The sequence below is a fragment of the Photobacterium sp. ABD4_091 genome, from assembly GCF_056160145.1.
Genome location: NZ_JBSWWQ010000002.1, coordinates 51,552 through 75,024, shown reverse-complemented (window position 1 = coordinate 75,024; position 23,473 = coordinate 51,552). Strand labels below are relative to the sequence as shown.

16 protein-coding genes and 1 tRNA gene are annotated in these 23,473 nt (G+C 49.4%); 5 read left to right on the top strand and 12 right to left on the bottom strand.

Going from position 1 to position 23,473, the window contains the following annotated elements; genetic code table 11:
- Positions 1-462 precede the first annotated feature (462 nt).
- A complete protein-coding gene (locus tag ACXAGQ_RS14670; protein ID WP_475254830.1) occupies positions 463-2,778 on the top strand; it encodes an arylsulfatase in 2,316 nt (771 codons plus the stop codon).
- Here ACXAGQ_RS14670 and ACXAGQ_RS14665 read toward each other — a convergent pair.
- Positions 2,775-2,912 (bottom strand): hypothetical protein, encoded by a 138-nt coding sequence (locus ACXAGQ_RS14665; RefSeq protein ID WP_475254829.1) that lies wholly within the window; start codon positions 2,910-2,912, stop codon positions 2,775-2,777. The two genes, ACXAGQ_RS14670 and ACXAGQ_RS14665, sit on opposite strands and share 4 nt — an antisense overlap.
- Between ACXAGQ_RS14665 and ACXAGQ_RS14660 the strand changes: the two genes are divergently transcribed.
- Positions 2,911-4,227 (top strand): anaerobic sulfatase maturase, encoded by a 1,317-nt coding sequence (locus tag ACXAGQ_RS14660; protein ID WP_475254828.1) that lies wholly within the window; start codon positions 2,911-2,913, stop codon positions 4,225-4,227. The genes ACXAGQ_RS14665 and ACXAGQ_RS14660 overlap by 2 nt on opposite strands.
- Positions 4,228-4,247: 20 nt before the next feature.
- On the opposite strand, the gene ACXAGQ_RS14655 is transcribed toward ACXAGQ_RS14660, so the two are convergent.
- From ACXAGQ_RS14655 to ACXAGQ_RS14640, 4 genes are all read right to left on the bottom strand, one after another.
- A complete protein-coding gene (locus tag ACXAGQ_RS14655) occupies positions 4,248-5,099 on the bottom strand; it encodes a LysR family transcriptional regulator (RefSeq protein WP_475254826.1) in 852 nt (283 codons plus the stop codon).
- 161 nt (positions 5,100-5,260) lie between these two features.
- Positions 5,261-5,351 (bottom strand) — tRNA-Ser (locus tag ACXAGQ_RS14650).
- A 107-nt stretch (positions 5,352-5,458) separates the two neighbouring features.
- Positions 5,459-6,652, bottom strand: a complete 1,194-nt coding sequence (gene manA / locus ACXAGQ_RS14645; RefSeq protein ID WP_475254825.1) for a mannose-6-phosphate isomerase, class I — start codon at positions 6,650-6,652, stop codon at positions 5,459-5,461.
- 353 nt (positions 6,653-7,005) lie between these two features.
- Positions 7,006-8,907 (bottom strand): PTS fructose transporter subunit IIABC, encoded by a 1,902-nt coding sequence (locus tag ACXAGQ_RS14640; RefSeq protein WP_475254824.1) that lies wholly within the window; start codon positions 8,905-8,907, stop codon positions 7,006-7,008.
- 414 nt (positions 8,908-9,321) lie between these two features.
- On the opposite strand from ACXAGQ_RS14640, the gene ACXAGQ_RS14635 reads away from it, so the two are divergent.
- Entirely contained in the window at positions 9,322-10,167 is an 846-nt protein-coding gene (locus tag ACXAGQ_RS14635) for an AraC family transcriptional regulator (RefSeq protein WP_475254822.1), read from the top strand.
- Positions 10,168-10,216: 49 nt separating this feature from the next.
- On the opposite strand, the gene ACXAGQ_RS14630 is transcribed toward ACXAGQ_RS14635, so the two are convergent.
- Positions 10,217-11,008 carry a PTS sugar transporter subunit IIA gene (locus ACXAGQ_RS14630; protein WP_475254820.1) on the bottom strand — a complete coding sequence of 264 codons (792 nt, stop codon included), beginning with the start codon at positions 11,006-11,008 and terminating at the stop codon, positions 10,217-10,219.
- A 41-nt stretch (positions 11,009-11,049) separates the two neighbouring features.
- Positions 11,050-11,352 (bottom strand): PTS fructose transporter subunit IIB, encoded by a 303-nt coding sequence (locus ACXAGQ_RS14625; protein ID WP_107297288.1) that lies wholly within the window; start codon positions 11,350-11,352, stop codon positions 11,050-11,052.
- 260 nt (positions 11,353-11,612) lie between these two features.
- Here ACXAGQ_RS14625 and ACXAGQ_RS14620 point away from each other — a divergent pair, with 260 nt between their 5' ends.
- Positions 11,613-12,335 carry a YebC/PmpR family DNA-binding transcriptional regulator gene (locus ACXAGQ_RS14620; RefSeq protein WP_475254818.1) on the top strand — a complete coding sequence of 241 codons (723 nt, stop codon included), beginning with the start codon at positions 11,613-11,615 and terminating at the stop codon, positions 12,333-12,335.
- Between the two features lie 85 nt (positions 12,336-12,420).
- Here the strand turns inward: ACXAGQ_RS14620 and ACXAGQ_RS14615 are convergent, their stop codons facing one another.
- Both ACXAGQ_RS14615 and ACXAGQ_RS14610 read right to left on the bottom strand, forming a co-directional pair.
- A complete protein-coding gene (locus ACXAGQ_RS14615) occupies positions 12,421-13,191 on the bottom strand; it encodes an ABC transporter permease (protein ID WP_475254817.1) in 771 nt (256 codons plus the stop codon).
- Positions 13,184-13,825 carry an ABC transporter ATP-binding protein gene (locus ACXAGQ_RS14610; protein WP_475254815.1) on the bottom strand — a complete coding sequence of 214 codons (642 nt, stop codon included), beginning with the start codon at positions 13,823-13,825 and terminating at the stop codon, positions 13,184-13,186. Before ACXAGQ_RS14610 ends, ACXAGQ_RS14615 begins: the two co-directional genes overlap by 8 nt.
- Before the next feature lie 332 nt (positions 13,826-14,157).
- On the opposite strand from ACXAGQ_RS14610, the gene ACXAGQ_RS14605 reads away from it, so the two are divergent.
- On the top strand, positions 14,158-18,204 hold the full coding sequence (locus tag ACXAGQ_RS14605) for an AsmA family protein (protein ID WP_475254814.1): 4,047 nt from the start codon (positions 14,158-14,160) through the stop codon (positions 18,202-18,204).
- A 102-nt stretch (positions 18,205-18,306) separates the two neighbouring features.
- Here ACXAGQ_RS14605 and ACXAGQ_RS14600 read toward each other — a convergent pair whose 3' ends face one another.
- The 3 genes from ACXAGQ_RS14600 to ACXAGQ_RS14590 are packed head-to-tail and all read right to left on the bottom strand — an operon-like array spanning position 18,307 to position 23,416.
- Positions 18,307-20,970: a M14 family zinc carboxypeptidase gene (locus ACXAGQ_RS14600; protein ID WP_475254813.1), complete on the bottom strand. Its 2,664-nt coding sequence runs from the start codon at positions 20,968-20,970 to the stop codon at positions 18,307-18,309.
- Complete coding sequence (locus ACXAGQ_RS14595; protein ID WP_475254811.1) at positions 20,967-22,427, bottom strand: ATP-grasp domain-containing protein; 1,461 nt, start codon at positions 22,425-22,427, stop codon at positions 20,967-20,969. Before ACXAGQ_RS14595 ends, ACXAGQ_RS14600 begins: the two co-directional genes overlap by 4 nt.
- Positions 22,424-23,416: an ATP-grasp domain-containing protein gene (locus ACXAGQ_RS14590; protein WP_475254810.1), complete on the bottom strand. Its 993-nt coding sequence runs from the start codon at positions 23,414-23,416 to the stop codon at positions 22,424-22,426. Before ACXAGQ_RS14590 ends, ACXAGQ_RS14595 begins: the two co-directional genes overlap by 4 nt.
- Between the last annotated feature and the right edge of the window lie 57 nt (positions 23,417-23,473).

Genomic DNA, 23,473 nt, shown 5'->3' with positions numbered 1-23,473 from the left:
ATTCCCTAAATATAAATAAGTCGTTGTTGCAACTGGAGCCTTTTCTTCATTGCTCCCTGTTGATGAGTCCATTATGCCACGTTATTGGAACAGGTCACGCGGATTACATTTATCGTTTCAATAGGTAATATCTATTAATAATTACAGATATTAGTACTTTTCCTTCCGTACCATACATTCTGATCCTGAGTGGTTTTCCCATTTCATCAATTACGGCGAGTGATCATTTGCTAGTCGCTACTTATCACAATATTCATAGCTTCAGACTATGAATTGTATTGTTGCTACTCCCTATATCTATTGTGACCCACCATTAAAATAGTGTTCACCCCCTTCACATCGATAGTCGGTACAAAGTCGTATTTTTCCTATTGAGGGGGCAAGTGCCTGTCTGAGCATTCCTATTCACAACTTTGAAGCAATCAGTTTTGTTAATTATTTTTATCAACGTTGGTCATTGATATGAGAGATAAATTCTTACTTACAGCAATAACACTCGCGCTACCATTCAGTTCATACGGTGCAGGAAGCGTTCTGCCACACGAAATCCCAGAATTTAACGGGAAGATTGGACGCACTATTGCACAGTCGCAGGAAGACTACCCACAACCCGTCGAAGCGCCTGAGGGGGCACCAAATATTATAATGGTCATTCTTGATGATGTTGGCTTTGGTCAAGCCTCCACATTGGGAGGACCCATTCCGACTCCAGCTTTGGATGAGTTAGCAAAAGAAGGGGTGACGTACACTCGTTTCCACACAACCGCCGTTTGCAGCCCAACTAGAGCCTCGTTGCTCACTGGGAGAAACCACCACCAGCTTGGGTTCGGTACCATTTCCGAGATGTCTTCCGGGTATCCGGGATATCACAGTATCTGGGGGAAGGACTCTGCAAGCGTTGCTGAAATACTAAGGCAAAATGGATACAACACGGCAGCTTGGGGTAAGTGGCACAACACGCCTGATTGGGAAACTAACCAAACAGGGCCGTTCGATCGCTGGCCAACCGGGTTAGGGTTTGAATATTTCTATGGCTTCATGGGTGGAGAAACCAGCCAGTATGAACCTCAGCTATTTAAAAATACGGTGCCTGTAGAGCCAGAAAAGAAGCCGGGAGAGACTTACCACTTGACCGAAGATCTCGCAACGGATGCCGTCAAGTGGATTAAGCAACAGAAATCCCTAAATCCAGATAAGCCTTACTTCGCGTATTTCTCGACAGGTGCTATCCATGCACCATTCCATGTCGGTAGCGAATGGATAGATAAATTTAAAGGACAGTTTGACGATGGTTGGGATGCGATGCGTGAACATACTTTTGAAAGACAAAAGCAGCTCGGCATCATTCCGCAAGACACCAAACTAACCCCAAGACCTGATGAGATCCCATCATGGGATGAGCAGTCGGAGGAAGAGAAAAAACTCTTTGCTCGTCAAATGGAAGTAGCTGCTGGGTTCCTTGCTCACACCGATCACTGGGTCGGCAACTTAATCGATGCGGCAACCGATATTCCCGGCGCAGAAAATACCATGGTTATCTACGTTGTCGGTGACAACGGAGCCAGTGGTGAAGGTACGCTCATCGGTACAACCAACAATATGATGGTGCAGAATGGATTCCCCGATACCGTTGAAGATCAACTTGAGGTACTAGATGGCATCGGTGGAAAAGATTTTGAAAACCACTATGCCGTGCCTTGGGCTTGGGCGGGTAGTTCACCTTTCCAATGGATGAAACGCGTGCCGTCTCATTTTGGTGGAACCCGCAATGGACTGGTTGTTTCCTGGCCTGAAGGGATCGAAGCAAAGGATGAGAAACGAACCCAGTTCCACCATGTGGTTGATATCGCGCCAACGATTTACAAAGCAGCGGGTATTGAAACTCCAACTGAGGTAAATGGCGTTGAGCAGTCTCCAATGGCGGGGGTTCCTATGAACTACTCTTTCGACAACGCTGGTGCAGAAGGTAATAGAAAAACACAGTACTTTGAAGTCGCTGGGCATATGGCTATTTATCACGAAGGCTGGGTTGCCTCTGCTTTCCATGGTGTACCTTGGGCATTTATCGGCTCGAAAGGGTTTGATGATGTTAAGTGGGAGCTGTACAACATCGAAGAAGATTTTTCTCAGGCAAATGATCTTGCTAAGTCTCACCCTGAAAAGCTCGAAGAACTGAAAAAAGTGTTCGACGAAGAAGCGAATAAGTACGGGGTATATCCGTTGGATGACCGGTATGCAGAGCGCGTAGTAAACCCAAATCGTCCGTCGATTACCCGAGGTAAAAAGCACTTCAGATACTATCAAGGCACAGTGCGTATTCCGGAAGGGGGCACACCTCCGGTTTATTCTCGTAGCCATACGATTGAGTCAGAGCTGAATTACAAAAAGGGTGATGAAGGGGTTATTGTCGCTGTCGGAGGGAATGTAGCTGGCTACACCCTATATGTTAAAGATGGCAAATTGCACTACCACTATAACTTCTTCAACAAGGGGCGTTTCCATGTGACATCAGCAGAACCCCTGCCAAGCGGAACCCTAAAGATCAAGATGGAATATAAACAAGAGTCTGATGAACATGGCGGCGGTGGTACAGCAACCCTCTATGTGAATGGCCAAGAGGCGGGTTCAGGGAAAATAGGAAACACAGTACCGCTTCGCTTTGCCGTTACGGAAACCACCGATATCGGTATGGATCTGGGCTCTCCGGTTACACCGGAATATAAAGCGCCTTTCGAGTATACCAACAGCATTGAGTTTGTTGATTATACCCTGAACTAACGGTCGTTCTTTGGCAATCTATCGCTATCATCTGGGTTTGTATGAACCCGGTTGATAGCGACGTAGAACTGCCACTGACTACGGTACGACATCACCCCATCGCAAGCCCCCCACCGGTCATGAGGAACCTTCATGCAAACACCTACGAGTTGCCATGTAATGGCGAAGCCAACGGGCTCAGTCTGCAATATTGACTGTGACTACTGCTTCTATCTAGAAAAGGAAAAGCTCTATCCAGAGCGTAGCCAGAACTGGCGTATGAGCGATGAGACACTGGAAGCTTACATCAGGCAAACCATTGAAGCGCAGAAGGATGGCTACGTTCAGTTCACATGGCAAGGGGGTGAGCCGACGTTAATGGGGCTGGCGTTTTTCGAAAAGGCAGTAAGCCTGAGTAAAAAACATGCTGGAAATAAACAAGTTGAGCATAGCTTCCAGACGAATGGCTTGTTGCTCAACGATGACTGGTGCCGTTTTTTTAAACAGAACGATTTTCTTGTCGGTTTATCTGTTGACGGGCCTGCTGACCTGAATGACTGCTACCGTAAAAATCGTGCTGGTAAGCCAACTCACGCTAAGGTGATGGAGGCAGTTAAACTCCTAAAAAAACACAGCGTAGCATTTAACACGCTGACTGTGGTCAACCGGGAAAATGTAAAACATCCACAGCGCGTCTATCAATTTCTTAAAGATATCGGCTCTACTTATATTCAGTTTATTCCACTGGTTGAGCGGGAAGCAAGGGAGGAGAATGACGATCAATTGCGACTGGTTCTGCCTAACGAAACATTGGCGGATGTGACAAAATGGTCGGTGCCAGCGCGTCAGTATGGCGAGTTTTTGAATGTCATTTTTGACATGTGGGTACGCAAAGACATTGGCCGCGTCTATGTAAATATGTTCGACAGTGCACTGAGCAGTTGGTTTGGTGAGCGCCAAGGCATCTGCCATTTCTCAGAGCGTTGCGGGCACGCATTTGCGCTGGAGTCCAACGGGGATCTCTATAACTGCGACCACTATGTTTACCCTGAGCACATGTTGGGCAACATTCATGATAAATCCATCTCAGAGTGTAATGCGAGTGCTAAAGCGATACAGTTCGGAAAGGACAAGCAGGAGACGCTAAACTCTGACTGCAAGCACTGTAAATACAAATTCGCTTGCAATGGTGGATGCCCGAAACACCGATTTGCGGTTAGCCCGAACGGCTTACCCAATCACAATTATTTTTGCACGGGCTATAAATTGTTTTTTGAGCATACCGCCATTTATATGCAGGAAATGTGCAATTTGCTCAAGCAAGGCCGTGCTCCCGCAGAGCTGATGTGGACACTGAATTACAGGCAGCCAGTAACCAAAGTTATGCCAAACGGTTCTGTAGGCCGAAACTCACTTTGCCCATGTGGAAGTGGCAAAAAGTACAAACGTTGCTGCGGGCAAAATAGCTAGGATTTGGAATCCGATAGCAATTACTTCGTAATTCTTCGCAGAATATTCGCTCTGAGCGACTTGTGTTGCTCATTGTTGGCATATCGTTTGTGGTAAGCAAAGCTATAGCTAATGGCGCTAAGCTCAATCGGACAAGCAAGTAGCTTCAATCCTAGGGTGTGTTGCCAATATTTTGCAAAGCCTTCAGATACAACCGCTATTGCATCCGATTTAGATACCAGCATTAACTTAGCAGAAAGCGAACCGACTGTACTATGGATCTTACGTTCTTGTACTATCGATTTAGCACCATGCTCAAAGCCTGACATTCTTTCCCATTTGGTGGAGAGAATGACATGTTGCTGCTGATAGAACTCCTCTGCCGTCAATACATCTTCGATTGATGGATGATCAGCCCTGCAAATGACGACAGCTTTTTCTTCAACAATAGGCTCAACAACCAGAGATGGATCTTTGATAGTAATAACGGATAGAGCGAGATCCAATGATTGGTCACGCAAACGTTCTATAATGTGTATCTGTTCGGCAGGGGTTTCTTGTATCTGTGTATGTGCAAGATCCACAACTTGGTGAAGGAACGCCTCACTAACATGGACATCAAAGCTAATCTCGTCAGCCACCGCATTAATGATTTCATTAAACCCTTGCTGACAGCGAGCAGCGAGCTTGTGCGCATTCGCTGTTGGACTGATGCCTCTGCCTTGCTTAACAAAAAGCTGGTAGCCAATGTCCACTTCCATTTTTCTAATCGCAGCACTCACTGAAGGTTGGCTTATCCCTAGGTTGTCTCCCGCTTTGGTAAACGAGCCCGTGCGATAAACTTCAAAGAAAGTCCTGATTAAGTTTAAATCAAATTGGTGAGTGGTTTGCATAGGCTAAGATTTCAAAGGAAAAGTTATCTCGCCCGTTATATTGCCATAAGAGTGTACAATATGCCGAGATAATTTCTAGGACAGAGCCCTGAATTGATTGAGGTTGTGGGTAGGCTAATAACGAAAAAAGCCCAACATTTCTGCTGGGCTTTTTCTAAATGTGGCGGAGAGATAGGGATTTGAACCCTAGATACGCTACAAACGTATGCCGGTTTTCAAGACCGGTGCTTTCAACCACTCAGCCATCTCTCCGTAAGTGCGGCGAATAATACGGGCTTACTCGGGTGATGTAAAGGATATTTCAAGCCTCTTATCACCAACCGGACAACAAGCCCGCATCCCGCTCAAATACACAACGATTAATTGTAGGCGCGGGCAAACTTACCGTTTGATGTCGCCAAATACGTACCTGCATTGGCCGGGATGAAGACAGACTCGCCTTTGGCAATCGTCAGTGTTTCACCGTCCGCATGGGCAACTGTCAAAGGTGCATCCACTGCAAGCAGGATTTCTGCACTGTTTGTTTCTAGCGCCACATTGTCCGCCTGCTGGTATACGCTGAACTTGAAGTCAGGCACTGGGATTGGGTAGTGCAAAGCGCCTTCTTCAACTTGTGGGGACATCAATAGCGAATCAAAAGGAATTGGCAGGCAGGAAGTACAAGAAACCAACTCTGGCACGTCCATATACTTAGGTGTCAGGCCAGCACGTAGCACGTTGTCTGAATTCGCCATGATTTCAAGGCCAGTTCCCTTAATGTAAGCATGTGGGGTGCACGCATACAGGAACATAGCTTCGCCTGGTTGCAGGGTCAGAGTGTTTAGCATCAGCGGTGCAAACAGGCCGATATCACCCGGGTATTGCCCTGCCAAATCCAAGATAAGCGCAAACAACTCTTGGTCTTTGTGTGCTTCGGCATAAGCCAGTAGCTTGGCAACGGATGACTCTTTGATTTCACCGTCCAGTGAAAGCATTGATTCAAAGAACGCCTCTAGACCCGACTCATTCTGGTTCGCTTCAAGAGCGTCAACCAACGCATTGATCTCGGCAATATCCAGTTTGCGGAAATTAGCGACAATCTCAGCAAAGCCACGGAAACCGTTCATTGCCTGGTAAGGTGTCAGAGCATAAACCAGCTCTGGCTTGTGGTTTGGATCTTTGTAGTTTCGGTTACCTGCCGAGCGAGGTACGCCCTGCTCTTCCTCTTTGGCAAAGCCCGTTTCAGCTTGGGCTTTGCTTGGGTGCACCTGGATAGACAGGGCTTTTTCAGCAGCCAGCACTTTGAATAGGTAAGGCAGCTCGCCAAATGTCTCGGCAGTCTGCGGCCCAATCAATGTTGCTTTATCCGCATCAATAAAATCAGATAGTAAAGTTGGCTTACCATCAACGTCAATTTGCGAGCAACCATTCTGGTGTGCGCCCATCCAGATTTCCGCTTGCGGCTTACCTTCAGGGTTTTCAGTACCAAACAACTGGCCAATCGAGGTTGTGCTGCCCCATGCATAATCTTGAATGACATTATGCATACGATAAAAACGAGGGGAGGTAGACATAGCTTTCCTTATTTCTAATGCAGATTTCATCAAGGCCCCAACCTATCGTTGAGGCACTGATGGAATCCGATTAAGCTTCTTCGTCTTTTCCTGTTTACTTGGTTACCTGTTTAGGCCGTCGCCATGCCAGCAGCGCATACTACCAAAATACGCAAGTAAAAAGAGGCTTTTCATTACTTTTCATCGATTATTCATGGTTAATCAAACTAACCAATCTTGAATAACAAATGAAACTATAACAACTGAAGCCATTCGAGGAATAAGTCTTCAAGCCAAAAAGCTCCCTCGATAAAGGGAGCTTCAAGGACACAGTCACTCAGGTTTACTGTGCAGTGCTATTGCTAGCGGGGGAATTAAGCAACAGCAGTTTGTTGTGCTTTACCCTGGCGCATCTTTTTCAAAGATACTGCAACCAGTGCTGTTACAACGGCACCTGCTGCCATACACGCTAGTGCCAGAACCGGTTTGTTCATCGCGCCCAGTAGAGCCACAACAGGACCACCGTGAGCAACGCTGTTGGTAATACCGAATGAGAAGGCCATTACCGCAGCAACCATAGAGCCCAGCACGTTCGCAGGGATAACAGACATCGGGTCTTGCGCCGCGAATGGAATCGCGCCTTCAGAGATACCCACCAAGCCCATTGCACCAGAAGCTTTACCGGCTTCAATCTCAGACTCTTCGAAGATATTAAACTTGCGACCGATTACAGTGGCTAGCGCCATACCTAGCGGAGCAACTGGGATTGCACATGCCATCGCACCCATAAATTGAGTCTGGCCACTGGCAATCATACCTACAGAGAATAGGAAAGCTACCTTGTTGAATGGACCACCCATATCGAAGCCAGCCATACCACCCAATACAATGCCTAGCAGTACAACGTTACCTGTACTCATGCTGGTCAGTAGTGCGTTCAGGCCATCCATCAGGCTCGCAATCGGTGCACCGATAACGAAGATGAACAAGCTCGAGATGAACAAACTACCGGTTATTGGCGCAATCATAATTGGCACAAGTGGCTGAATGAACTTGTGGTAGTTGCGAGTGACGATAAATTTAACGAAGTAACCGACCAACAGACCCGCGACGATAGCACCAATGAAACCTGTACCGGCTTCCGCACCGTAGAACGAACCGTTGTTGGCAATCCAGCCACCAATCAAGCCCGGGGCAAGTGCAGGACGGTCAGCAATGGCATAAGCGATGTAACCTGCCAGAATTGGGATCATCAATGTGAATGCAACGACACCGACATCCAGTACCTTGTTCCACATGCTGCCATCAGGAATGGCCATGCCCGCTTCCGTTGGTTGGCCACCAATCGCCAGCGCCAGGGCGATCAACAGACCGCCGGTAACAACAAACGGGATCATATGCGATACGCCGTTCATCAGGTAGCGGTAGAGATCCGAACGAGCCTGGGTCACTTTACTTTCTTTCTCGGCTGGCGCGTCATCGCCACACGCTTGGTATGCAGGCGCAGCCAGCGCTTGGCCAATCAGACCTTTGGCATCTTTGATAGGCGCTTTAACACCGGTTTTAATCAAGCGTTTGCCAACAAAACGGGTCATGTCCACTTGCTTGTCACAGCTGACAATAATTGCTTCAGCGCGCTCGATCTCTTCGGCTGTCGGGCTATTCTTCACCCCGATAGAGCCATTGGTCTCGACCTTGATTTCGTAACCTAGCTCTTTCGCACCTTTTTCCAGCGCTTCCGCTGCAAGGTAAGTGTGGGCAACGCCAGCTGGACAGCCGGTTACGCCGATGAGGAAACCATTTTCAGCCGCTGGTGCTTCTGCGCTTTCTGTTTTTTCCAGCAGCAGAGCCAGGGCATCTTTTTCAGATTTTGCTGCAAGGAAAGCGTCAATGAAGCCGTCCTCGATCAGCTTAGAAGATAGCTCGGCCAGTACTTCGATATGGTGGTTGGCGCCACCGTCTGGAGAGGCAATCATGAAGAAAAGCTTAGAAGGCAGGCCGTCTTCTGCGCCGTACTCGATACCGCTGCGGCTGATACCGATAGCGACAGCAGGCTCGCACACAGCGCCACTTTTCGCATGTGGTAGGGCAACGCCATCTTCAAAACCGGTATTGCCTAGCTCTTCACGGGCATGGATGTCTGCCAAAAACTGTTGCTTGTCGCTGACTCGACCCTGCGCGTGCAGGATATCGATCATTTCAACAAACACCTCTTCTTTCGTTGTTGCCTTAAGGTTTAGGCAAATCAACTGCTCATTAATCAGATTGGTGATCATGAGTGTTCCCCCTTTGATTATTTATATCGGCATACTGTTTGTTGCCGTTGGGGATATTTTCGGCTTTTTAGCACACCTCTTATAGTGTACCAGAGGGGCATTTACTGGATATTTGTAACACCTGCATTGTTGTGTGATCGTACTCTCACAATGATAAGGTTAACAAAACCCAACCTAAAACCCAATATAACCAATTAAAATCAGCAATTTAAATGCAAACAACCAACTATAAACACTGCATATAAAAAATTAAAAATGAATAATAGCTAGACTTAAGTAACACGTTTTTTCATCCTAGCACTGTTGGTTTTAGTGATCAGCTTCACGGTATCTCACCGTGAACAAGGACAATAGAGGCAAGAGCAAAAGATAATAACGGCAATCAGCACACTTAAGCGAAGGCCAGTTTGTACCATGAGCCAAGTTTTCCACCAACTACTCGAAACCCTGCTTGCCGAACGGGAGCACTTCAATCGAATTTGGTTTGCCAGCGATCATGTCACCCCGCCGCCATTTAGCTACCAAGTAAACTTCCCGCGGTTGGAAATGGTCATCAGCGGTGAGTACCTCAATGAGCTGGAGGATCCTGATCATGGCATCACCGAAGTCAAGATCATGGCCAGCGATGCGTTGTATATCCCGCCGAACAGTTGGAACAAGCCCAACTGGGATACCGACTGCTCGGTACTCAGCCTGCTATTTGGTAAACGCCAACTCGGGTTCAGCCTGGTTAGTAAAGCCAAGGGGCAAGCGAGCTTCTATGATGTGCAAAAGCACAGTATCCAGACCCGAACCGGTTTTGCCATCGACCATATTCTCGCGGCACTCAATGCGTTGGCCAAAGAGCCTGTGCAAAAACCGATGGATGAGCACCTGCTGCAGGCCTTAATGAGCTATTGCCAGCAGATGCTTGCAGCCCCAAACAACACCAACAAAAAGCGCAGTGAAGATCTCTACCAGGGGATCTGTATTTATATTCAGGAGAACTTCCACCGCCCGATTACCCGCGACTCGATCGCTAAGCGCTTCAACATTACGCCCAACCACCTGTCACGGCTGTTTCGCCAGCAGGGCCACATGCGAATGGCCGATTACATCACTTGGGTAAGGATTGAACGGGCAAAGTTCATGCTAAAAAAATACACCTTCCGTTTGAACGAAGTGGCGACCCGTTGTGGTTTTCAGGATGTGAATTACTTCTACCGGGTGTTCAAGAACAAAACCGGCATGACCCCGTCAGACTACCGGGGAAGAGAGTAGTTTACCTAAACGCCTTTTTACCTAAACGCCTTTTCATCTAAACGGCTTTTTACCGAAACGGCAGGGACAAGCTATCTAGGACAACAGCTCGCAGTACCTCTGGGCGTGCGTTTTCAGTAAGCAGTTGACAAAAATCAGGCTCTAGCAACCGCTTGGAGAATGACGAGAAAGCGAGTAAATGCTCACGTTGTGGAGGAGCAGGTAGTACCAATCCCACAATACTGGTCACAGGACCGCGCTTTGAGCCCCAGTCTAAAGGTTGTTCTAAAGTCGCCAAGACCAAGGTTGGCACCTCGACATCTGGGGTTAAGATATGTGGCAATGCAACACCATTGCCCATTGCCGTTGATGAGATAGTTTCCCTCGCATGCATTTGCTCTAACAACCGGTTGGCTTTATCGGGTTGGTTGGGGGCGCACTGGCGGCAGATCTCGGTAAGGACATCTGCTTTTTCAAACGTGCTGACTGATAACTGGGAAAGCGGCGGCAAAAAACTCAGTTCATAGTCAAACGGTAGGGTGATGCGCCCCGTCCCTTCACGCTGGCTGATGTGACGATGGCCAGTGCAAATCAAATGGCAATGCTCGGAGACAAAGTCGGTCAACACCATACAGGCCAGCTCGGCATCCGAGCCTTCAATCATCAGCTGGCATAAATCACCCGGCATCGAGCCCAAGCTCATCACCCGCATCGCCTGCTCGGCATTAGCCATCCTAAGCTGAGAGATATTTTGTATCACTACCACAGAACGGAAAAAACCCGCCAAGGTTTTTAGCCGGTTGAGTTTCCAAGCAGGCAAGCCCTCTTCATCGAGAGTGAAGGTGATACGGCGTTCAATCATAAGTCGTTTAGGCGATTAATCATCAATAAGTAGGTGTTTGATTACAGCTCTTTGCAGCGGTTGATCACCCCTACCGGGTCGGTCAGCACCTCTTCAATAGTCACGCAGTGGATCTTGCTACCGGTAAATCGAGCACGGTGTTCGATTTCGATATCTGATGCAATCAGAACCACATCAGCCCGACCGATATCCTGAAAACTCAATTGGTTTTCGATTCCCATCGCGCCTTGGGTCTCAACCATCATCTGCACCCCCAACTGCTGGGCGGCCTTGGTCAGTTCAGAAGCAGCCATGTAAGTATGGGCAATCCCAGTAGGGCACGCGGTGACAGCAACAATTTTCATTGGTATCTCTTCTCTTTATTTTTCTCTGTTTTTCACAATACCCAAGAGACTTGAGCCTTTGCTTTGTACCGTTTTCACCGTGAATAATCTAGCGACAGAGAAAAGATTGGTGCAAATTTCAAAACAGAACTTGATCTACCCCACCAATCACCCGCCTTTTAACCCGTCTTTCAAGCTATAAACCCTAGCCAGACCGCCTTGGTTACTGATAAAATCCGCCTCCAACAGAAATCCCAAATATCTAAAAGAGAGTGATTCCTATGGGACGCAGTTTCGAAGTCCGTAAAGCCTCTATGGCAAAAACACAGGGCGCAAAGATCAAAGTTTATTCAAAGTACGGTAAAGAAATTTACGTAAGTGCGAAAAACGGTGGTATTGATCCCGATAGCAACCTTTCCCTGAAACGCCTAATTGAAAAAGCGAAAAAAGATCAGGTTCCAAGCCATGTTATCGAGAAAGCGATCGACAAGGCGAAAGGTGGCGGTGGTGAAGATTTCGCAACAGCTCGCTATGAAGGTTTCGGTCCTGGTAACACCATGGTGATCGTTGACTGTCTAACAGACAACAACAACCGTACGTTCATGGACGTTCGCCAAGCGTTCGTTAAGAACAACGCAAAAATCGGCTCTCCAGGTACCACTGCTCACATGTTCGAGCACCAGGCTGTTTTCCAGTTCAAAGGTGACGACGAGGAAGTAGTACTTGAGAACCTAATGATGGAAGATGCTGATGTATCTGATATCGAGTGTGAAGATGGCGTGATCACTGTATTTGCCCCACACACTGAGTTCTTCAAGGTGAAAAACGCACTGGCTGCGACAATGCCTGAAGTAACACTAGACGTTGAAGAAATTTCTTTCGTTCCTCAAACCATGACTGAAGTTGCTGGTGAAGACGTAGCGAAATTCGAGAAATTCCTTGATGCGCTAAACGATTGTGACGACGTTCAGAACGTTTACCACAACGCAGAAATTGCAGAATAATTGCTTATTCTCGAAAAAAACAGCCGGCAATGCCGGCTGTTTTTTTATCCACGCTTTTTACCGTCATCTCTTAGAGATTCAACCATTAGAACTTCAACTGGCCATAGCGGTTGAAGGCAGAGCGGCTGGCAACCGTCAGGGTCGTGGTGACTGACAGTGTGGCTGAGATAAATATCGCCACCATAATCACCAATTGGTATTTCACTGCCAGCAAAGGCTCGGTACCACCGAGGATCTGACCTGTCATCATACCTGGCAAGCTGACGATGCCCAGCGTCGTCATCGACGCTAGCTGTGGGGCCAAGGCGGCTTTTACCGCCGTACGGATAAATGGTTGTTCTGGCTTAGGTGCACCCATCGCCAAGTAAAACTGGTATTCGTCCTGCTTGTCTTTCAAGCTGCTGTACCAACGCTCCAACGCCAATACATTCGCGGCCAAGCAGTTACCCAACAGCATTCCAGCGACCGGAATCAAGTATTGTGCCTGCCACCAAGGCTCAGCCTGGATCACACCCGCCAGTAACAAGGGCAATACCACCAGCAGCGCAACGACATGGCCACTCAGTACAGCCGGCAACACGGATTTCGGCGGTACGCCTGCACGTCGGCAAATACTGAACCCGGCCACAATTACCATCACTGACAGCCACAAGGTGTTGAGCCAGGGGTTCTGGAAAGAAAACAGGGTTTGTAAGTAAATACCTACTATCGAAAGTTGGATTGTCATCCTTAGCACGGCTGACACCAAGGTCTTGCTCAGGCCAAATTCCCAACGGTGAAATAAACTTAGCGGAATGAGAAACAACAGATAAAAACCAGCCAATGCCCAGTTGCTGATCACCAAGGTATCACTCATCGCTTACTCCCATCACATGCTGTCGCTGTGCCGAGTTAACCCATACCGGATCGTGGGAAACCGAAATCACGGTAAGTGACTGCTTGGCAATGAGCTCAATCACCTTATTCCGGCTGGCAGGATCAAGCGCCGAGGTCGGCTCATCCATCAACCATAAAGTACGCTCCATCAGCACTGCACGGGCAATCGCCAAGCGCTGCTTCTCCCCACCAGAGAGTTTGTGTGTTGGCTGCTCGAGTGAATGGGTAATCCCCAAGGATACCAATACCTGTAGGCACTTTTCATGTGTGGGCTCTGGAAGGTTAAGGGCTTTAAGCTGCCAAGGCAGCAGTAGTGCCTTTAAGATTGTCTCACCGCCCATCACGGCTTGCTGCGGCAAATAGCAAAACTGCTGGCGCCACCAAGGCAGGTTCTGCTCTTTAATCATATTTTGTTGCCAGTGAATGGCGCCACCTGCAGGGGGACGCAAACCGGCAATGACTTGCAGCAGGCTTGACTTGCCGCAACCAGAAGGGCCACTGATTGCCAAATGCTGCCCGGGCTGAAGGCTTATTGTCAGGTGCGCATCCTGATCGGCTTCAAAGCCAGATCCTAGCCGCTCAGCGGTGAATATTTCTGTACGTTGATCTGTCATACACTACTCCAATCGTACAGAGATTTTACGTCCCTATTCCCTATCACTCAAACCGTTGGGAATCATCGGAAACATTAATTCTAATAATGATATAGCCAAGCTACTTCAAGATGCAGGTTCAGGGAGGCTATCAGCACTTTTAGGTAGCTTGGGTATATTACCGATTAACAGTCTGAAATAACCGTCAGTGGTGTGTAAATTCCGTCGGCGCTTATCCCTTCGAAAGCTATTTCATGGTATGGTTGCCGGTGCTAATAAAACAACATCCAAAATAGCGCGCAGACAGTTTTTCTGTGCTTTTCCTTTTGTCTTTCGCCTTCTTTGCAATCATTATGCGCCCAGAAAAAAACAAACATACCGCCAACAGGCAGACCACGTCGACAGACGCACCAGATGCACTAAACAGCACCGCGTCAGCCCAAAAACAGGCTTCGACAAAAACGGTAAAGTCACCCCTTAAGAAGATCAGCAAATGGGTAGGCCTTGGCCTGCTTACACCTGCTGCCGTTATCACTGCTGCGCTCGCCGTAGGCATAAAGGTTGACCTCACCCCGTACCGAGATGATATCAATCAGTGGCTAACCACCAACCTTGACCGCGAGACCCGAATTGACGGGGAAATGGGCTTGGTGCTGTCATTCCGCCCCGAGGTACACCTTGAAGGGGTGCACGTTGACAATATTGATGCCTTCAACTGGCAGCCGATGCTGACCTCCGGCAAGATCAATGCAAAAGTCGCTGTGCTGCCACTGCTCAAAGGCACATTGGCTGTTGACTATCTCGAGCTTGAAAATATTAATCTGCACCTCGCCAAGGCCCATGACGGGCAAGCGAACTGGTTGCTGGGTCCTCAAGCTAAAGCCACTAGCCCAGATGACGATTCCGAAAATGAAACCGATAGTGAAAACGCCTCTGACGAAGAGGCTGTGGCTGATGGAAACTCATCGCTGCAGTTAGCACTTACCGACCAAATCAGAGCCAGCAACCTCTCGGTTGTCTTCGAAGATCAGAGCCAAGGACAGTATTTCGACTGGTACCTTGATTCACTTAACCTGAGCCAACCCAATGAACAATGGGAGTTTACGGCTAAAGGGGCAATGATCGGCCAAGCCTATGATATTAAACTAACTGGCGATCTGGAGCAGCTCGTCAACCAGCAAACCGGTAAGGTTAAAGCCAAAGGCTCATTCGCCGGTGCCGAGTTGAATATCGAGGCCGATGCGTCAGATATCGTCAACGCTGATATTAAACTGCAATGGCAGGATACTGGCCCGATTGAAGCCCTGTTCGGCTTAGATGTTAAACACGTGGCACCATTGACAATTTCCACCCACGTCAGCGCGGCCGCCAACACTATCAAGGTCAGCGATCTTGTCATTGATAGCCCAATCACTCATGGGGCTGGCTACCTGGATATCGAGCTTGGCGATTACAATGTCATCGACGGCGAACTGAATATCCCATTGATTGACCTGCGCCCATGGTTGCAGCCCGAGCCGCAGCCTATGATGCGTGCCTTTGCCGCTCCACCTCAGCAGTCCCCCCTGCAACGTGCGCTTGAGCAATGGCTGGAAAAAACCACCACCCGTGTCGATCTCTCCATTGATGAGATCAAAGGGCTGGGTACCCCTGTTGAAAACCTGTCCCTGTCAGTCAATGGCAAGGCTGGCGTGCTATCGGCCCCAATGACAGCAGATATTGCCGAAGTGCCTTTCCGAGGCCAAGCGTCGCTCGATGCCACTGGCTGGGTGTCTAACCTAGATATCCGTTTGGGTGCCGAGCAATCCCCATTGGGCGAAATGGCCCGCTGGCTAACCGGTATGCCCTACTCCCGCGGCCACCTTGACCGCGCTGAGCTTGCCGTCACCACCAACGGCACCAAGCTGACCGAATGGCTGGAGCGTGCCGAGCTCTCCCTTGCTATCGACAAAGCCTTGGTCGAATGGGGTAGCGAAGCCAGCTTCAGCATTGACCAAGCTAGGCTTAACGCCGGTATCAGCCGTCCGTTTCAGTCAGATATCCAAGGCCAGCTAATGGGTATCCCGGCCCACGTCCAAGCCGAAGCCGGTACCCTGCAAGATATCATGATGGGCCGTGACTGGCCGACAACGCTGACCTTCGATTCACCAGCGATCTCTGTCGAAGCCAAAGGCTTGCTCAAACATACCCGCTGGGAAGAAGGCAGCTGGTTTGATCTCAAGGTCAACAGCAAGAACGCCAGCCTGCTCAACCCTTGGCTGGGCACCCAAACCAACATCTCCGGCACCATCAATATTGACGGTAAGCTCAGCTACCAAAACGGCTGGATTGATCTTGCCATACCAGATCTGGCCTTGCTGGAAAGCTACGGCGATGTCACCCTGCGTTGGCAGCCTGATCAGCTACGTCCATTCCTTGTGATGGATGCCCAGTTCTCACAGCTAGATTTCACCCAGTTCGGCCAGTTCATCAATGATGAAGAGCTGCCACAGGTCGAGCAGACAGTACCGACCCAAGGGGTCAACCTTGATGTACCGCTGTTAGGCAGTGAGCTAGTCATTGCCGATGCTGACCTGATCTTCCGAGCAGACAAACTGAAATGGGCTGACCAGCAGCTAGACAAGTTGTCTTTCAATGGCAAGGTTCGTGACGGTCAAATGAGTAAAGCGCCTATCAGCGCAAGCTTTGCTGGTAGCACTTACCAAGGTGACTTGAGCTTGGGTGTCAATGCAGCCAATATCGAAGCCAACCTCAACCTTGCCGTAAACCAGCCGGATATCGGGGCTATCCTGAGCCAGTTCGATGTGACCGATGATTTTGATATGCGCCTTGACCGTGCCAAGCTCGCCGTGTCTCTATCGGGCCGCACTATCTTGGAGCTGATGGAACACACAGAAGTCGATGCGGCTTTGATTGGCGGACAGGCCAATATTGCCGACAGCTACACCGGCAAAGCGCTGGCCGTTAAATTGGATCAAGGCCGTTTCGTAACAGGCCCTGACACTTCAACCCACTTGGCCATCAATGGCATGGCAGCGGGAAAAGCAGCCTCTTTCAAACTGTCATCGTTATCTCTCAAAGAAGCCAATGACGGTCGCTCGACGCTACCGGTCACATTGGCAGCCAATCTGGGTGACATGCGTTTCAATGCCAGCTCTAACCTGACTCTGCCGATTAACCCGCAAGCGCTCAATCTTACCTTCGAGGCATTTACGCCAAACCTCGACCGACTCGAAGCCTTCAGTGATATTGATTTGCCGCCTTACGGCCCCATCACACTGGCAGCCAGCATGTCGATGGATGCCAAGGGATATCACCTCAACAATATGAAGGTTCAGGTCAACGACAGCCAGCTGACTGGCAAGGGAGCATGGTTACCACCGCTCAAAGCGGATCAACGTCCTCGCCTTGAACTGGCTTTCCGAGCGCCATTTATCCAGCTTGACGATTTCAAGGTTGGTGACTGGCAGGCTTGGGAGAAAGCAAGCACAGAGCAAACAGCTGGCAACGAGCAACCAACTGACGAGACGGTGAAAACTGACGACCTTCAGAACACCGCTTTGATCAGCACCGACGGTCTGGACATGCTCAACGCCAACTTCGCGTTGGATGTCGATGAAGTTCGCTCTGGCAAAGACTGGTTAGGAGCAGGCCAATTGCACTGGGCGCTGGAAAACGGCGTATTCACCCTCAAGCCGATGACGGTCCAACTGCCGGGCGGCAACATCGAGCTTGCCAGTGAAATCAAGGCTAAGGACGATATGTTCGACATCCAGCTCACGGGTAATGTCAAAAACTTCGATTACGGGATACTGGCCCGTCGCTTAGCACCGGAAAGTGGGATGCACGGCAATATTTCCACCCAGTTCAACCTGACCAGTTTAGCCAATTCACCAGATACCCTGATGAACAACGCCAACGGCTTTATTGGTTTTGCGGCTTGGCCGCAGGAGTTTGAGTCAGACTTGATCGACCTTTGGGCTGTTAGTTTAACCGATGCGATCATTCCAAACTTTACCAACAATGATCCGTCTGTGCTCAATTGTGTCGCTGCCGGTTTGGATATCCGTCAAGGGACGATGAGTCAGCGTGACTTGCTGCTTGATACTTCCCGAATCCAGGTCAATGGCCAGTTCGATGCCAGCTATGCCAACCGCGACTTTGCCCTGTACCTAAGGCCACAGTCTAAGCGGGCGCAGATCTTCAGCTTGCAAACGCCGGTTGAAGTCTATGGCAAGTTCGAAGACTTTGACTTCTCGGTACCACTGTCTGCGATTCTGGAAACCTCGGTACGGTTCACCACCAGCCCAGTTGTTTCCCCACTGCGTTGGCTGGTTGAAAAGCCGATCGCCCAAGATGGCAGCCAGCAATGTGAACTGATTTGGCAAGGCCAGAGTTAGAGAAAAGGCTATAGGCTACGGGCTATTTAACCTAGTGGATTAAAAAAAGCCGCCAGCATAAGTGCTCATGCTGGCGGCTTTTCTTTTGCTTAATCGCCTGAATTAATCACCCTGGCGATAGCGCTGTTCGACCTCGTCCTGGGCTTCAAACTCATCAAACTCAATCGGCGTCACTTCGTTCGAGCTGAACTTGAGCACCGCAGGCGCCGAGTAATTTGGCACATTGTCGTAGTTGAACACCGAATAGTATTTGGCCAGGTTGGCATTGCCGAACTTGTCAAAGGTGTAGCCGTCTTTACCAGCATACAGCTTGACGCCATCAAACGGTGAACGCGGTGGATGGAAGCTGTTACGCACTACGTAAGTGCCTACCCAGTCGCTATCATCGGGGTTATCCCATGTCAGTTTGACCATGCCGCCTTCAATGCTGGCTTGGAAGTTCTCTGGTACCTCAAGCGGCTGCTTGCGGCGCTCAATATACTCAACCACCAGCTGGGTCGACATGGTGCCGTCATTGGAGTCCGTTTTCCACTCAACAACCGCATCTTGCTGCCTGGAAGCCGAGGTCGCTTTGATCACCAGCTTCACCGCCCGGTTTTGGTCGTAGCAGTCTTCAAGGTATTGCCGGGCTGAACTGTCGAACATAAACGTCTGGCGAGCGGTTTTGGCCAGCCCTTCGCTACTGACTTCATAACCAATAAACTCTATTGGCTCACTGGTCGTCAGCAGCTCAAAGTCCGGCTCTTCCACATCGACCATTTCGACCAAGAAGCGCATTGGCTGGTTGATACCCGTCAGCGATGCACTCTCCAGTACAAAATAGGCATCCGTGAACACCACATCACTTTGCTCAAACATCCTCGGCAAGGTGAAGTCCACCACCCCGAAAATCCGCTCACCGTTGGCATCGTAGCCGCTTTGCAGTTTGCCCACCTCGACAGCGTCGGCTTTGACTGTATGGCAAGCGCTGGCTCCCACCGACAATTGGTACGGCTTGCGGTGGTAGATTAAATCCAAGCTCGGACGATAATGGATGCCACCGCCGAAACGGCCATAGCCAATATCGAACTGCATCATCTGCGAGTCATTGCCCATCGGCAAACTCACCGGGCCTTGTAGCCTAAGCAACAAACGTCCTTTCTCAAGCTGCTGCTCAATCAGTTCTTTTTCCATCGCACTGAAATGCCAGCTTTTCCAAATACCCTGGGTCAGCTGATCTGAGTCAATGGCATCACCCAGCGTCTGGATAGGCGCTGCGTTGTGGATTTGCTCGAAGTCGGTAATGTCGCTGATGTCGTCTGGATCAAGGATCGATACCGACCACTCACCGTAATTTTCGATTTTTGCCCCGACCCGGTTCATCGGATAGAGCGAAAACAGCGCATCTTTGATCTTGGCATCCGCCGGTAATCGGCTCATGTCGTAATCAATCACCCCATAGCAAATCCCTTTGGTTTTATTCACCCCGATAAACAGCGAATTATGGCCAAAGTGTTCAGCATTGTTGGCGCGGGTCAGCTCCCCGACATAACCGATTTTTTCCGGGCTGGGGAACAAGGTAAACGAGAACTCATCACGCTCCAGCAAGGTTTTGATCTTCAACTCTGGGGCAAACGGCGATTTAATCCGCGTTACCCGGTTCACCTTGCGTAGGTTATAAAAATAACGGCGACCAGATTTGAGCTGCTTGTCGGTATAGCGGAGCTGTGAGGTGATAGCGATCAGGTTATCCCGGGTACAAGCCGCTTTCGGCGTTTCACTACGGTAGATCTGGTAATAACAGCCTTCATCTTCAGCGCCCGCCTCCCAAATCAAATCAACCGTATTGGCGGTGATTTCCTTGGTCGAGAAACTCTCCGGACGGCTGGGCGCCAACTTTGAATAATCGATAGTGGTACGCAGGGCATAGAGCAGTGCAGGAATGTTTTCATCGACACTCTGTGACATATTGATCAGGTAATCGGGAATATTCCGGCTCCCAACCTCAACTACAGTCGATAAAATCCCCCTGTCATAGTAATACTCACGCCCACTACCGTGTATCAGGTTCGCCGGCGGCTTACCACGGTGAATACCATACTGGCGATTGGTGACCTTGTAGATTTCCCGCGCCATGTTGGCACAGAGAATATTGAGATCGGTACCCTCGATTTCAGCCTCATGGTTGAACTTGTGGGCAGGGAAAAACACATTGCCTTGCGAGTGGTAATCCAACGCGACACAGATATTGTCACGGCTTTCGACAAACTGTTTGATCGCCTGGGTTTCCGGCTCGGAAAATGGCCCTGGACCACCGTAAATATTCGAGCTGGTTTGGGCCGACTGGCGGAAATTAATGCCGAAGTTACGGTTGAGATCGACCCCAAACGTGCCATCACCATTATCACGGCGGTTTTTACGCCAGAATGAGAAGTGCTTACGGGAATACTCAAAGCCATCAGGATTGAGGCAAGGCACCATATATAAAGTGTTGCGGGTCAACGCCTCCACCACATCCGGATTTGACGGGTAGTTATCCAGCAAGTACTGGACGAAGCTTACCGCCAACTCAATGCCAATCCACTCCCTGGCATGAATAGTACCGGTATAAAGTAATGCCGGTTTGAGATCGGCATATGCCACATCCTGCGACATAGTGACCATCATAATGGGTCGCCCTTCATGGGTATCACCAATACTCTGTAAGCGGATCAAATCCGGGTATTTCGCCATCGCCTCTTCCAGGAAGTCCATCATGTCCTGGTAAGAGATATATTGTTTTTTCATTCAACCGCCTCTTCATAGCGATATTGGTGTTCGGCACAATACTCACGCCATGCATCCATGATTATGGCTAACTTCTTGTGCTTGAGGTTTCGGAACTGCAGCAGAATTTCGGGTTGGTGATTGAGCACCCGCAGTGTCTCAACCGCTCCTAGCGTAGAGACGATATCGCTAGCTAAGGTTTTGCCAACGCTCTTCACTTGTAGGAAAAACGCCAGCAGTTCTTCTTCGTTCAGCGATTTGCTATCAGCAGCATTGCTTTGTTCCGGGGCAATCATCACCTCTTGCAGCTGCTCGATACCAGTATCAACCTCCTGCTCTATGTGTGGGTTTAGGCTTGGGCTGGCTTTCTCAATTGGGCTGCCATCTGCTGCAATCACTTTGTAAGGTGTATTGCCCTGGAAGTTCCAGGCTTCACTCGGCCACTCTTCCTCGCGCTGGTAGCTCGTCTCAAGCAGACGGTAACGGTCATCGGCAGGCGCATATTCGCCAGTATCAGTAGAGTAATCAGCCTGGCCGAAGGTGATATAGCGCATAGTTCGAAGCAGCGAAGAATCGATTTTGCCTATTTCTTCCCAATTGCGTTGGGCAAAATACGGTTTACGGAAGTCTAGCGGCGCTAACAGCCACATCAAGTACTGGCCGATCCAGTCACGGATATACGGGAAGGCAGCAAAAGCGGTCGCACATTCCAAGATGGTGTAGTCATCGTCCATGCTCACCGCAATATCGCATGCCCAGTATTCGGCATTGGCCGCCTTTGAGGCTTTTACCGCCAGCTCAAGCACCCCATCAGGTACCGCCTGATAATCCATACTGCCGCCCTGGCTGGTATTGGTCAGCCACTCGCCTTCCGGCGGACGGCGCCAGAAGGCACAGACAGGCTGGTGGCCTACTAGCATTACCCGAATATCTGCCTTCATCGGGACAAAGTCTTGGATATAGGCTGGGTAGTACCGTTTTTCCGAGAACAGGCGCAGCGCCTCCTCGGCATCATCGACCTTATGGACGAAGTAGCCACCGTAATTGGACGGGCCGTATGAACGCTTGACGATTTTCGGGTAATCGGTGCTGGTCAGAAAGGCCAATGCCTCTTCAACTTCGTAGAAAATACGGGTGCGCGGTATCGGCAAATCGTATTTTTCACAAAAGTGAGTCACGTTTTCTTTCGATTTGTTGCTGAACTGGCTATCGAGGGAAGGCAGGAAACGGACGCCTGGCAGCTCGCGGGCTATCTCACGGAATGTCTCGTAGGCAGTCGCCGGAATGTTGCCGATCAGCACATCGATTTTCTTGTGTTTGACCTCGGCAACAAAACGGTCTTTGTCATTACCCCAATGGTAAGTGACCTGTTCGATTTTGTCAGGCCAGCCCTTGAAATTAGAGCGGTTAAAGAAGCGCAGCACATGGTCTAGATACAACAGGCCGATTTTTGGACGAGTGTGGTTCTGGGTGTTCATACTGCAGCTTCCTCGGTAAGCAGGTTAGGTTTGATAAGCGCTTCAGAAAGAGAAGGAATAAAGCCTTTTGCTGGCTCTTTCGTGTCTTTGGTAACGGTGCGGTCAATCAGATCCACTAGGTAGTCTATCTTGGTGTCATTGAAATCAAGCCCGAACAACTCTTGATCCGGAGTGGCAAACGCGGGGATACCGTTAACTTCAATCACCACATAACGTTGGTGCTCAACGTCATAGATAATATCCACCCCGGCGACTTCCAGGCCGGTCACCTTCGCCGCCTTGAGGGCCAGTTCGATAACTTCAGGGACAGGCTCACGTTTAATCACACTGCCACCGCTGGTGACATTGGTTTTCCAGCTTCCTGGTGCGGCTTTGCGGCCATAACAGGCGACAAATTTGTTATCGACAATATCGATTCGGTAATCCGAGAAGTCATTCTCGATAACCCGCTCGATATAAAACTGAGGTGCATGTTGCTGGTTGATAAACGGCGTCAACAAGTCTAGATCCCGCTCACTTTCCAGCTTGATAATGCCATTGCCACCCCAGCCATCAACCGGCTTGCAGATAGCCTTGCCGCCCCAGAAATGCATGTGGGCTCGCACTTGCTCCAAGTTATGCTTATTGCAGATCACATAGTCGGTCGTTGTAATACCGTTGGTCTTCAACACATGAGCAGTGCGGAATTTATCTTCCGTCAACGCAAAGGATTCATAGTTGTTGATCATCGGCATCATCGAATTGAGTACCTGGTACAGGTACACCTGATACGGCGTCTGCTGGCCCGCGTTATATGAGAAAAACAGGTCGAGTTCGTTCAGTTGTTGCCCATTGCATACAATATTGCCGTCAAATGCTGTTGCATACGCCAAGTTCAGCCCTGTTAAAGCATCAATTTCACGTTCTCGCAGCTTGGTGACGATTTTTTGTTCTATTTCTTTGCCTCCACAGTTCTCATACATCCATAAACCGACCCGGTGCCTTGCCATGTGTCACTCCTTTTGTGAGCAGTTCAAAAAAATGCCTCTACGGCATTATGAGTAAAA